This is a genomic window from Pseudomonas entomophila (genome assembly GCF_029478665.1).
Classification (GTDB): domain Bacteria; phylum Pseudomonadota; class Gammaproteobacteria; order Pseudomonadales; family Pseudomonadaceae; genus Aquipseudomonas; species Aquipseudomonas entomophila_F.
On sequence record NZ_JARPQB010000055.1, the window covers coordinates 1 to 12,036 of the forward strand.

Sequence of the window (12,036 nt, forward strand, 5' to 3'; positions counted from 1 at the left end):
GCTCCTACAAAGGTACGTGTCAGACCGAGGGTGCGACAGCGGCCGGGGTGGCCCACAGGTTGCCCAGGTTCTGCAACAGCGAGCTGGCGATACCCTGCTGCCCCAGGTACTGGAGGATCAACGGCGCGAACTGGCCGATCATCCCGGTCTCCATGCCCAGCGCCTTGAACACGGTGTCCAGGTCATTGCGGTTCTGCACCTCACCGCCCAGGGCGTTGCTCAGGGCGGAGGAATTCTTGTCATTGCCCAGCAACTGGCCCAGGCCACTCAGCCCGCCCAGAGCATTGTTGCCGGACAGCAGGTCCAGGCCCGGCACGGCCTTGGCCAGTTGCCCGTAGTCGTCGCCGCTAAGATTGTTGCGCGCCAGCCCCAGCATCGCCCCCGCCCCGCCGATAGCCTGCTCAGGGGTGATCTTCAGCTCGCTGCCCAGGCTGTTGAGCAGGTTGGCCTGGGCCGCCGGTGCCTGCACCTGGCCCTGTTGCTGCGGACTTTGCACAGCGGACACCGCATTGGCGACATCGCCGAGGTTGAGGGCGAACACCGGGCTTGCGGCCAGGGTCATCAGGGTTGCCAGGGTGAATGCTTTCATCGGGAGGGACCTCGTCGGCCGGGATGGCCGGGAAACGAGGGGTTGGACTGGGCTACCGAAGGTTTGTTCCAGCCCGGCCATCGGTGTTCATCCCGACGGGCCGGCCTGCGCAGCGTGGGGCCACCACCCCTCCGGTGGCGCCCCCACTGCCAGCCATCACGCAGCGCTGAAGGTCTTGTGCGGGTCGATCACGAATTTCTTCGGCACACCCGCATCGAACTCGCCATACCCTTCAGGTGCCTGGTCCAGGCTGATCACCTGCACCCCCACCACTTCGGCGATATTGATGCGGTCCCACATGATCGCCTGCATCAGCTGACGGTTGTACTTCATGGTCGGGGTCTGCCCGGTGTGGAAGCTGTGCGACTTGGCCCAACCCAGGCCGAAGCGAATGCTCAGGGCGCCAATCTTGGCGGCGGCATCCACCGCGCCCGGGTCCTCGGTCACGTACAGGCCGGGGATACCGATCTTGCCGGCCACGCGGGTCACCTGCATCAACGAGTTGAGCACGGTGGCCGGGGCTTCGTGCTTGGCACCTTCATGGCCGTGGCCGCGGGCCTCGAAGCCAACCGCATCGACGGCGCAGTCCACCTCCGGCTCGCCGAGGATATCGATGATCTGCTCGTGCAGCGGGGTGTCCTTGGACAGGTCGACCACTTCGAAACCTTGCGACTTGGCGTGGGCCAGGCGGGCCGGGTTGAGGTCGCCGACGATGACGCAGGCCGCGCCCAGCAGGCGAGCGGAAGCGGCGGCGGCCAGGCCGACCGGGCCGGCACCGGCGACGTACACGGTACTGCCCGGGCCAACACCGGCGGTGACGGCACCGTGGTAACCGGTGGGGAGGATGTCGGACAGGCAGGTCAGGTCGCGGATCTTCTCCATGGCCTTGTCGCGGTCGGGCAGTTTCAGCAGGTTGAAGTCGGCATAGGGCACCAGCACGTACTCGGCCTGGCCACCGGTCCAGTCGCCCATGTCGACATAGCCGTAGGCGCCGCCGGCGCGGGCCGGGTTGACGGTGAGGCAGACGCCGGTGTGCATCTCTTTGCACGAGCGGCAGCGGCCGCAGGCGACGTTGAAGGGTACCGACACCAGATCGCCGATTTTCAGGCGTTCGACGTCACGGCCCATTTCGACGATTTCACCGGTGATTTCGTGGCCCAGGACCAGGCCGACCTGGGCGGTGGTGCGGCCACGGACCATGTGCTGGTCAGAGCCGCAGATGTTGGTGGAGACCACCTTGAGGATGACCCCGTGCTCGATCTTCTTGCCGCGCGGGTCCTGCATTTTTGGGTAGTCGATCTTCTGCACCTCGACCTTGCCCGCGCCGAGATACACCACTCCACGGTTACCAGACATGCTTCTTACCTCGCTTGATTTGTAGTTATGCAGCGGTGGTGGAAAGCGCCGCCGTCCGTGGGCGGCCTGTGTTACTGGAATGAGGGGATTGTGGGCTGGATAAGCGGTGGGGCGGTGACTGGATGCGACAGGGGGATGCCTGATTGCGCCGAAGCACCGCCTACCCTGTAGGAGCCAGCCTTGCTGGCGAACAGCAGCAACTGCGTGGCGCGGCGGTTCGCCAGCAAGGCTGGCTCCTACAGGGATCGTGGCAAATCAGAGAACCACGGTGCGATTGGCGTTGAGGAACACCCGCCGCTCGATGTGATAGCCCACCGCCCGCGCCAGGGTCAGGCATTCGATATCGCGGCCCTTGGCGATCAGGTCCTCGGGATAGTGGGCATGGTCCACCACCTCGACCCCCTGGGCGATGATCGGCCCTTCGTCCAGGTCGTTGTTGATGTAGTGCGCCGTGGCACCGACCATCTTCACACCCTTGTTGTAGGCCTGGTGATAAGGCTTGGCACCCTTGAACCCCGGCAGCAGCGAGTGATGGATGTTGATCGCCCAGCCATCCAGCCGCCGGCACAGCTCCGGCGACAGCACCTGCATGTAGCGGGCAAGAATCACCAGTTCGGCACCCGTTTCCTCGATCACCTGCAGCACCTTGCGCTCCTGCCCGGGCTTGTCGTTGGGGTCGAGGGCGAAGTGGTAGTAGGGGATCTTGTGCCAATGCGCCAAGGGCTCGAGGTCGGGGTGGTTGGACACCACCGCGACCACGTCCATGGCCAGTTGGCCGATGCGCTGGCGGTACAGCAGGTCGTTCAGGCAGTGGTCGGCCTTGGACACCATGATCACCACCTTGGGGCGGTGGTTCGGCGCGGTCAGCTCGAAGGCCATGCCGAACGCTTCGCTGCGCCCGGCCAAACCCGCGCGGAAGGCGTTCTCGTCGAAGCCGTCCGGGGCGCGGAACTCCACGCGAATGAAAAACCGCCCCGACAGCCGGTCATCGAAGGAATGGTGCTCGGTGACGTAGCAGCGCTGCTCGTAGAGATGACGCGTCACCACATCGACCGTGCCGAGCATGCTCGGACAGTCGGCAGTGAGAATCCAGGTGTCCGGTGCCCGACTCATGATGACTGCTCCTTACGCTTCGATGGCCAGGCCGTACTCGGCCGACGCGTCCTGCAGCCACAGCCACCAGTAGTCGGAGAAGCTGCGGCGGATCACCAGCTCCCAGGTGTCCTCGGCGGTGCGGCGGATCACCAGCTGCGACTTGGCGAACACGGTGCCGACGGCCTTGCCGACCGGGAAGTTGTTCGGGTGTACATCATAGCTGGTGGATTTCATCAGCACGTCGCGCACGTTGGGGCCGCGCAGTTCGAGCAGGGTCTGCCCGCCGCTGACATTGACCACCTGGATGTGCTGGCCATCGAGGGCGTCGCGCAGCTTCTGCTCGACGGCGAACTCCTGGCCGCCGGGGACGATCAGCAGCCACTCGTCCGGGCCCATCCATTGCAGCGACATCTCGTTGTTGGCGACCACGGTCAGGGCCACCGGCAGCTCCAGGCCCAGGGCCTTGTGCACGCCTCCGGCGAAGGCCTGGTCGTGGCCATTGCCACGGATGGTCAGATGGCCGAGCAATTTCTTTTCGCGCAGGGTCACGCCTGCGTTCTTGCGACCTTTACCAACCAGGCTGGCCAGGTCGGCATGGTGCAGCGGCGACTGGGCTTTGGCATCACTGCCGGGGTTTTGCTGGAAGACGTTGATAGCGCTCATTTCTTACCTGCCTTGAATTCTGTGGGTCTCAACCGGTGTTCGGGTCGGCGGCACATCCTGTAGGAGCGGGTTTACCCGCGAATGCGATGGTGGTTTCACCGCCCTATTCGCGGGTAAACCCGCTCCTACAGGGACCTCATTGCCAGCCAGACACCGTTTGCCTTCCGGGCCTTAGACGTTCTGCCGCTCGCCTTTCGGGTCGAAGAACACCGAAGACACGATCTCGGCCTCGATCACGCTGCCGTCGGCCTGGGGTGAATACACCCGCTCGCCCAGGCGCTTGAGGCCGCCCTTGACCACGCCCATGGCGAAGGAATAACCCAGGGAGTTGGCTGCATAGCTGGAGGTGACGTGGCCGACCATGTCCATCGGGATCGGCTGCTTCGGGTCGAACACCAGCTGGGCGCCTTCCGGCAGCCACACGTTCGGGTCCACAGGCTTCAGGCCCACCAACTGCTTGCGGTTCTCGCGCACGGTGTCCTCGCGGTTCATGCCACGCAGGCCGATCCACGAGTACGGCTTGTTGCGGCCCACGCACCAGCTCATGTTGAGGTCGTCCGGGGTCATCGAACCGTCGGTGTCCTGGCCGACGATGATGAAGCCCTTCTCGGCGCGCAGCACGTGCATGGTCTCGGTGCCGTAAGGCGTGAGGTTGTACTTTTTACCCGCCTCGACGATCTGCTCCAGCACGCCCACGGCGTAGTTGGCCTGGACGTTGATCTCGTACGACAGCTCGCCGGTGAACGAGATGCGGAACACCCGCGCCGGCACGCCGCCGACCAGGCCCTCCTTCCAGCTCATGAACGGGAAGCCTTCCTTGTCCAGGTCGATGTCGCTGACCTCGGCCAGCAACTTGCGGCTGTTGGGGCCGGACAGGGTCATGGTCGCCCAGTGGTCGGTGACCGAGGTGAAGTACACCTTCATCTCCGGCCATTCGGTCTGGTGGTACAGCTCCAGCCACTGCAGCACGCGGGCGGCGCCACCGGTGGTGGTGGTCATGATGAAGTGGTTGTCGCCGACACAGGCGGTCACGCCGTCGTCGAAGACCATGCCGTCTTCCTTGCACATCAGGCCGTAGCGGGCCTTGCCCACGTCGAGCTTGGTCCAGGCGTTGGTGTAGATGCGGTTGAGGAACTCGCGGGCGTCCGGGCCCTGGATGTCGATCTTGCCCAGGGTCGAGGCATCCAGCAGGCCGACGCTGTCACGCACGGCCTTGCATTCACGGGCCACGGCGGTGTGGATATCTTCGCCGGGCTTGGGGAAGTACCACGGGCGCTTCCACTGGCCGACGTCCTCGAACTCGGCGCCGTTCTTGATGTGCCAGGCGTGCAGGGCGGTGAAGCGCACCGGCTCGAACAGGTGGCCGCAGTGCCGGCCCGCCACCGCGCCGAAGGTCACCGGCGTGTAGTTGGGGCGGAACATGGTGGTGCCCATTTCCGGGATGCCGATCCCCAGCGAACGGGCGGCGATGGCCAGGCCGTTGATGTTGCCCAGCTTGCCCTGGTCGGTGCCGAAGCCCAGGGCGGTGTAGCGCTTGACGTGCTCGACCGACTCGAAGCCTTCGCGGGTGGCCAGCTCGATGGCAGCGGCGGTGACGTCGTTCTGCTGATCGACGAACTGCTTCGGCGCTCGGGCGGTGCCCTTGTCGTGGGGCACCTGGAACAGCGCAACAGTGGCCTCCTCCTTGCGCGCCAGGGTTTTCGGCAGGGTGCCGGCGCTGGCCTTGAAGCCGGCCTCGGTGGCCGCGCGCACGCCGCCTTCGAAACCGTCGGCGATCACATCGCCCAGGGCGTAGACACCGTTCACACCGCCGACGCAAACACGCTTCTGCGGTGCATCGCCCGGCACGAAGCCGAGGATGTCTTCACGCCACACCGGGCGGCCGCCCAGGTGCGAGGCCAGGTGCACGACCGGGCTGTAGCCGCCGGAAGTCGCGATCAGGTCGCATTCCAGGGTTTCCCCCGGGCTGGTGACCTTGTGCGCCTGCACATCGATGGCGGCCACACGGGCGCCGGTGACGTGCTTGCTGCCCTTGGCCTCGATCACGGCGCTGGAAGTGAGGATGCGGATACCCTTGGCGCGCGCCTCTTCGACCAACGAGCCGCGTGGGTTGTGGCGGGCGTCGGCGATGGCGACCACCTGCAGGCCAGCGTCGTGCCAGTCCAGCGCGCAACGGTAGGCGTGGTCGTTGTTGGTCGACAGCACCAGCTTGCGGCCCGGGGCCACGCCATAACGGCGTACGTAGGTGGACACGGCACCCGCCAGCATGTTGCCCGGCAGGTCGTTGTTGCCGTACACCAGCGGACGCTCGTGGGCGCCCGCAGCCAGCACGACGCGATTGGCACGGACACGGTGCACACGCTGACGTACCTGGCCAATTGGCGCACGGTCGCCAAGGTGGTCGGTGAGGCGCTCGTGAATGGTGAGGAAGTTATGGTCGTGGTAGCCGTTGACCGTGCTGCGCGGCAGCAGGGTGACCTCCGGCAGCGACTCCAGCTCGGCGACGACGGCGTTGACCCAGTCGGCGGCCGGCTTGCCATCCAGCGTCTCGCGGCTGTCGAGCAAGGTGCCGCCAAACTCTTCCTGCTCGTCGGCCAGGATCACCCGGGCACCGCTACGTGCGGCGGCCAGGGCAGCCGCCAGGCCGGCAGGGCCGGCACCGACGATCAGCACGTCGCAGTGCTGGTTCATGTAGTCGTAGCTGTCCGGGTCGTTCTGCAGTGGCGCGCGACCCAGGCCCGCCGCCTTGCGGATGTACTTCTCGTAGGTCATCCAGAACGACTTGGGGTACATGAAGGTCTTGTAGTAGAACCCGGGCGGCATCATGTTGCCGCCGACCTTGCCGATGATGCCCATCATGTCGTTGTTGACGTTCGGCCAGCCGTTGGTGCTGGTGGCCACCAGGCCGGCATACAGGGCCTGCTGGGTGGCACGCACGTTGGGGATCTGGGTGGCTTCGCTGGAGCCGATCTGCAGGATGGCGTTCGGCTCTTCGGTGCCGGCGGCGATGATCCCGCGGGGACGCGAGTACTTGAAGCTGCGCCCGACGATGTCGACGCCGTTGGCCAGCAGCGCGGCGGCCAGGGTGTCACCGGCATAGCCCTGGTAGGTCTTGCCGTTGAAGCTGAAGTTCAGCACCTTGCTGCGGTCGATACGGCCGCCGCTGGCGAGGCGATAGGTCTGGCTCATACTTTTTCCCCTTGGCCCTTGGCGGTCGCTGGCGCGGTGCTCTGTTTCGAGGTGGCGGTGACCTGCGGCTTGTCGCCGATCTTGTAGGTTTCCAGGACCTCGTAGGTCACGGTGTCACGGGTGACGTTGAAGTACTGGCGGCAGCCGGCGACGTGGTCCCACAGTTCGTGGTGGATGCCACGCGGGTTGTCGCGGAAGAACATGTAGGTGCCCCACTCCTCGTCGGAGCAGGCGTTCGGGTCCAGCGGGCGGGCGATGTGCGCCTGGCCCGATGCGTGGAACTCTTCCTCGGAGCGCAGCTCGCCGCAGTGGGGACAGAAGATTTGCAACATGACGGTTGTCTCCGGGTCAGTGGGCGACGGCAGCGGCGCCGTGTTCGTCGATCAGCGCACCGTTGTAGAAACGGTCGATGGAGAAAGGCGCGGCCAGCGGGTGCATCTCGCCCTTGGCCAGGCTCGCGGCGAACACGTTGCCCGAGCCGGGGGTGGCCTTGAAGCCGCCGGTGCCCCAGCCGCAGTTGAAGAACATGTTCTTCACCGGGGTCTTGGAGATGATCGGGCAGGCATCCGGCGTGGTATCCACGATGCCGCCCCACTGGCGGTTCATGCGCACGCGGGAGAGGATCGGGAACATCTCGACGATCGCCTGCAGGGTGTGCTCGATGATCGGGTAGGAGCCGCGTTGGCCGTAGCCGACCCAGCCGTCGATACCGGCGCCGATCACCAGGTCGCCCTTGTCGGACTGGCTGATGTAGCCGTGCACGGCGTTGGACATGATCACGCTGTCGATGATCGGCTTGATCGGCTCGGAGACCAGCGCCTGCAACGGGTGCGACTCCAGCGGCAGGCGGAAACCGGCCAGCTTGGCCATGTGCCCGGAGTTGCCGGCGGTGACCACGCCGACGCGCTTGGCGCCGATGAAGCCCTTGTTGGTTTCGACGCCGATCACGGCGCCGTTCTCTTTACGGAAGCCGATCACCTCGGTCTGCTGGATCAGGTCCACGCCCAGGGCGTCGGCGGCGCGGGCGAAGCCCCAGGCCACGGCGTCGTGACGGGCCACGCCGCCACGGCGCTGGACGGTGGCGCCGAGGATCGGATAGCGGGTGTTCTTCGAGCAGTCGAGGTACGGGATCTCGGCCGCGACCTGCTCGGTGCGGATCAGCTCGCCGTCCACGCCATTGAGGCGGTTGGCGTTGACCCGGCGCTCGGAGTCGCGGATGTCCTGCAGGGTGTGGCACAGGTTGTACACGCCGCGCTGGGAGAACATCACGTTGTAGTTGATGTCTTGCGAGAGCCCTTCCCACAGTTTCATGGCGTGCTCGTACAGGTGCGCCGACTCGTCCCACAGGTAGTTGGAACGCACGATGGTGGTGTTGCGGGCGGTGTTGCCACCACCCAGGTAGCCCTTCTCGACCACCGCCACGTTGGTGATGCCGTGCTCTTTGGCCAGGTAGTAGGCGGTGGCCAGGCCATGGCCGCCACCGCCGACGATGACCACGTCGTAGACCTTTTTCGGGGTTGGCGTGCGCCACATGCGCTGCCAGTTCTCGTGGTGGCTGAGGGAGTGCTTGAAGAGGCCGAAGCCTGAATAACGTTGCATGGTGTTCTGCTCCACTCAGCGGTAGACCGGGAAGTCGGCGCACAGGGCGGCGACGTTCTTGGCCACATCGGCCTCGACATCGGCGTCGCCCAGGTTGTCCAGCACATCGCAGATCCAGCCGGCCAGCGCCACGCACTGGGCGACCTTGAAGCCACGGGTGGTGACGGCCGGGGTGCCGATGCGCAGGCCCGAGGTGACGAACGGCGACTGCGGGTCGTTGGGCACGGCGTTCTTGTTGACGGTGATGTGGGCGCGGCCCAGAGCGGCGTCGGCGTCCTTGCCGGTCAGGCCCTGGCGGATCAGGCTGACCAGGAACAGATGGTTGTCGGTACCGCCGGAGACCACGTCGTAGCCGCGCTCGATGAACACCTGGGCCATGGCCTGGGCGTTTTCGATGACCTGTTTCTGGTAGGCCTTGAAGCCGGGTTCCAGCGCTTCCTTGAAGCACACCGCCTTGGCGGCGATCACGTGCATCAGCGGGCCGCCCTGGGCGCCGGGGAACACGGCGGCGTTGAGCTTCTTCTCGATCTCTTCGTTGGATTTGGCCAGGATCAGGCCGCCACGCGGACCGCGCAGGGTCTTGTGGGTGGTGGTGGTGACCACGTCGGCAAAGGGGATCGGGTTGGGGTACAGACCAGCGGCGACCAGGCCGGCGACGTGGGCCATGTCGACGAACAGCAGCGCGCCGACTTTATCGGCGATCTGGCGGAAACGCGGGAAATCCAGGGTCTTCGAGTAGGCCGAGAAGCCGGCGACGATCATCTTCGGCTTGTGCTCGACCGCCAGGCGCTCGACTTCGTCGTAGTCGATCAGGCCGGTAGCGGTGTCGATACCATATTGAACGGCGTTGTACAGCTTGCCCGAGGACGACACCTTGGCACCGTGGGTCAGGTGGCCGCCATGGGCCAGGCTCATGCCCAGGATGGTGTCGCCGGCTTGCAGCAGGGCGAGGTACACGGCGCTGTTGGCCGAGGAGCCGGAGTGCGGCTGGACGTTGGCGTAGTCGGCGCCGAACAGCTGCTTGGCACGCTCGATGGCCAGGGCTTCGACTTTGTCGACGTGCTCGCAGCCACCGTAGTAGCGCTTGCCCGGGTAGCCCTCGGCGTACTTGTTGGTCAGGCCGCTGCCCTGGGCCTGCATCACGCGCTTGCTGGTGTAGTTCTCCGAGGCGATCAGCTCGATGTGATCTTCCTGGCGCTGCTCCTCGGCATTCATCGCCGCCAGCAGTGCGTCGTCATAACCCTGGATCTGGTCTTGCTTGCTGAACATCGTGTATCTCCCGGCAGCGATCGTTTCTTGTCTGGTGAGGGTTTTCCCACCCTTTGCAGCGATGGTATGACCGGGCACGGCGGCACAGATGCCTGCGCGCGCCTTGCAATGGCGCGTTTACGACATTGGCCTGCAAGCGTCGCACGGGCCTGTAGGAGCCAGCCTTGCTGGCGAACCGCTTTGACTGCCATGGGCAAGGCTGCGCCTTGCATCGCCAGCAAGGCTGGCTCCTACCGGTAAGCGTCGTAGCCTGTATAGGCAACCGCTGAATCGATGGTTTAGAGTGCGTGCCTGCGTCGTACAAAAGGACAGGCGTCATGACCGACAACAATCAACAATTCGCCAGCGACAACTACTCCGGCATCTGCCCCGAAGCCTGGGCCGCCATGGAAAAGGCCAACCACGGTCATGAGCGCGCCTACGGCGACGACCAGTGGACCGAACGCGCCTCGGCATACTTCCGCAAGCTGTTCGAGACCGACTGCGAGGTGTTCTTCGCCTTCAACGGCACCGCCGCCAACTCCCTGGCCCTGGCCTCGCTGTGCCAGAGCTACCACAGCGTGATCTGCTCCGAGACCGCCCACGTCGAGACCGACGAATGCGGCGCGCCGGAATTCTTCTCCAACGGCTCCAAGCTGCTGACCGCCGCCAGCGTCAACGGCAAGCTGACGCCCGAGTCGATCCGCGAGGTGGCGCTCAAGCGCCAGGACATCCACTACCCCAAGCCCCGCGTGGTGACCATCACCCAGGCCACCGAAGTGGGCACCGTGTATCGCCCTGAAGAGCTCAAGGCGATCAGCGCCACCTGCAAGAAGCTGGGCCTGAACCTGCACATGGACGGCGCGCGCTTCACCAACGCCTGTTCGTTCCTCGGCTGCTCGCCGGCCGAGCTGACCTGGAAGGCCGGCGTCGATGTGCTGTGCTTCGGCGGCACCAAGAACGGCATGGCGGTGGGCGAGGCGATCCTGTTCTTCAACCGCGACCTGGCCGACGACTTCGACTACCGCTGCAAGCAGGCCGGGCAACTGGCGTCGAAGATGCGCTTTTTGTCGGCACCGTGGGTCGGGTTGCTGGAAGATGGCGCCTGGCTGCGCCATGGCAACCACGCCAACCACTGCGCGCAGCTGCTGGCGTCGTTGGTGAGTGACCTGCCGGGGGTGGAACTGATGTTCCCGGTGGAGGCCAACGGGGTGTTCCTGCAGATGCCGGAGCATGCGCTGGAGGCCCTGCGCAACAAGGGCTGGCGCTTCTACACCTTCATTGGTAGCGGCGGCGCGCGGTTCATGTGCTCGTGGGACACGCAGGAGTCGCGGGTGCGCGAACTGGCGGCAGATATCCGCGCCATCTTCGGCGCCTGATTCGATACTGGGAGGGCTTCGCCCTCCTTTCGCGGCACAAGGCCGCTCCTACAGGGGATCGCAATACCTGTAGGAGCGGCCTTGTGCCGCGAAAGGGCCGCAACGCGGCCCCAGCGGCCTAAAGCCGGAAGCCCCCCATCTGCCGCGCCAGATCATCGGCCAGTCCACGCAATGCCTGGCACTCCTCGCGACACCCCTGCACTTCGCTGGCCGTCTGCCGCGCCAGGTCGGAAATCCCTTGCACGTTGCGGTTGATCTCCTCGGTTACCGCAGACTGTTCCTCGGTCGCCGTGGCCACCTGGTGGTTCATGTCGCTGATGCGCTCGACCTGATCGGTGATCGCCCCCAGCGAGGTGCCCGTACGCTGGCTTGATTCGACACCGCTACCGGTCGCCTGCTGTCCCGCCTGCATCGACGCCACGGCGGTGCCCGCGCCCTGCTTGAGTCGGTGGATCATCTGCTGCACCTCGTCGGTGGACACCTGGGTGCGCCGTGCCAGGGTGCGCACCTCATCGGCGACCACGGCAAAGCCACGCCCCATTTCCCCCGCTCGTGCGGCCTCGATGGCGGCATTGAGCGCCAGCAGGTTGGTCTGTTCGGAAATGCTGCGGATCACCGCCAGCACCTCATCGATCGAGGCCACCTCGTCGGCCAGTTGCGCGACCGCCTCGGCGGCGCGGCCGATCTCGCCGGACATGCCCTCGATACCGTGGATCGAACGACGCACCACTTCCCGCGCCTGCAGCGCCTCGTCGCGCGCCGACTGCGAAGCGTGGGCGGCAGCGCCGGCGTTCTGCGCGATGTCCTGCACGGTCAGGCCCATTTCGTGAACGGCCGTGGCGACCATTTCGGTCATTTCCTGCTGCCGCCCGGAGCGATCAGCGGTGTTATCCACAACCTGGGTCACCTGCTCCACCG

10 protein-coding genes are annotated in these 12,036 nt (G+C 65.6%); 1 reads left to right on the forward strand and 9 read right to left on the reverse strand.

Annotation, left to right across the window (positions count from 1 at the left end; translation table 11 throughout):
* Positions 1–19: 19 nt before the first annotated feature.
* The 8 genes from P5705_RS22360 to P5705_RS22395 all read right to left on the reverse strand — a co-directional run bounded on the left by P5705_RS22360 (position 20) and on the right by P5705_RS22395 (position 9,760).
* A complete protein-coding gene (locus P5705_RS22360; RefSeq protein WP_277463043.1) occupies positions 20–589 on the reverse strand; it encodes a DUF2780 domain-containing protein in 570 nt (189 codons plus the stop codon).
* A 156-nt stretch (positions 590–745) separates the two neighbouring features.
* Entirely contained in the window at positions 746–1,945 is a 1,200-nt protein-coding gene (fdhA, locus tag P5705_RS22365; protein ID WP_011536143.1) for a formaldehyde dehydrogenase, glutathione-independent, read from the reverse strand.
* Positions 1,946–2,200: 255 nt separating this feature from the next.
* A complete protein-coding gene (purU, locus tag P5705_RS22370) occupies positions 2,201–3,058 on the reverse strand; it encodes a formyltetrahydrofolate deformylase (RefSeq protein WP_277463044.1) in 858 nt (285 codons plus the stop codon).
* 12 nt (positions 3,059–3,070) lie between these two features.
* Positions 3,071–3,703, reverse strand: coding sequence for a sarcosine oxidase subunit gamma (locus P5705_RS22375; RefSeq protein WP_277463045.1), 633 nt, complete (start codon positions 3,701–3,703; stop codon positions 3,071–3,073).
* A gap of 171 nt (positions 3,704–3,874) precedes the next feature.
* Complete coding sequence (locus P5705_RS22380) at positions 3,875–6,892, reverse strand: sarcosine oxidase subunit alpha (RefSeq protein WP_277463046.1); 3,018 nt, start codon at positions 6,890–6,892, stop codon at positions 3,875–3,877.
* Positions 6,889–7,224 carry a sarcosine oxidase subunit delta gene (locus P5705_RS22385; RefSeq protein WP_277463047.1) on the reverse strand — a complete coding sequence of 112 codons (336 nt, stop codon included), beginning with the start codon at positions 7,222–7,224 and terminating at the stop codon, positions 6,889–6,891. Before P5705_RS22385 ends, P5705_RS22380 begins: the two co-directional genes overlap by 4 nt.
* A 16-nt stretch (positions 7,225–7,240) precedes the next feature.
* A complete protein-coding gene (locus P5705_RS22390; protein WP_011536148.1) occupies positions 7,241–8,491 on the reverse strand; it encodes a sarcosine oxidase subunit beta family protein in 1,251 nt (416 codons plus the stop codon).
* Between the two features lie 15 nt (positions 8,492–8,506).
* Positions 8,507–9,760 carry a serine hydroxymethyltransferase gene (locus P5705_RS22395; protein ID WP_277463048.1) on the reverse strand — a complete coding sequence of 418 codons (1,254 nt, stop codon included), beginning with the start codon at positions 9,758–9,760 and terminating at the stop codon, positions 8,507–8,509.
* Between the two features lie 317 nt (positions 9,761–10,077).
* Between P5705_RS22395 and P5705_RS22400 the strand changes: the two genes are divergently transcribed.
* Positions 10,078–11,118: a threonine aldolase family protein gene (locus tag P5705_RS22400; protein ID WP_277463049.1), complete on the forward strand. Its 1,041-nt coding sequence runs from the start codon at positions 10,078–10,080 to the stop codon at positions 11,116–11,118.
* A gap of 118 nt (positions 11,119–11,236) precedes the next feature.
* On the opposite strand, the gene P5705_RS26465 is transcribed toward P5705_RS22400, so the two are convergent.
* Complete coding sequence (locus tag P5705_RS26465) at positions 11,237–11,974, reverse strand: methyl-accepting chemotaxis protein (RefSeq protein ID WP_431196969.1); 738 nt, start codon at positions 11,972–11,974, stop codon at positions 11,237–11,239.
* Positions 11,975–12,036 lie beyond the last annotated feature (62 nt).

Coding starts and splice junctions, on each gene's coding strand:
- P5705_RS22390 (WP_011536148.1), bottom strand. CDS start 8,491: ATGCAACGTTATTCAGGCTTCGGCCTCTTCAAGCACTCCCTCAGCCAC.
- P5705_RS22360 (WP_277463043.1), bottom strand. CDS start 589: ATGAAAGCATTCACCCTGGCAACCCTGATGACCCTGGCCGCAAGCCCG.
- P5705_RS22375 (WP_277463045.1), bottom strand. CDS start 3,703: ATGAGCGCTATCAACGTCTTCCAGCAAAACCCCGGCAGTGATGCCAAA.
- fdhA (WP_011536143.1), bottom strand. CDS start 1,945: ATGTCTGGTAACCGTGGAGTGGTGTATCTCGGCGCGGGCAAGGTCGAG.
- P5705_RS26465 (WP_431196969.1), bottom strand. CDS start 11,974: ATGACCGAAATGGTCGCCACGGCCGTTCACGAAATGGGCCTGACCGTG.
- P5705_RS22380 (WP_277463046.1), bottom strand. CDS start 6,892: ATGAGCCAGACCTATCGCCTCGCCAGCGGCGGCCGTATCGACCGCAGC.
- P5705_RS22400 (WP_277463049.1), top strand. CDS start 10,078: ATGACCGACAACAATCAACAATTCGCCAGCGACAACTACTCCGGCATC.
- P5705_RS22385 (WP_277463047.1), bottom strand. CDS start 7,224: ATGTTGCAAATCTTCTGTCCCCACTGCGGCGAGCTGCGCTCCGAGGAA.
- P5705_RS22395 (WP_277463048.1), bottom strand. CDS start 9,760: ATGTTCAGCAAGCAAGACCAGATCCAGGGTTATGACGACGCACTGCTG.
- purU (WP_277463044.1), bottom strand. CDS start 3,058: ATGAGTCGGGCACCGGACACCTGGATTCTCACTGCCGACTGTCCGAGC.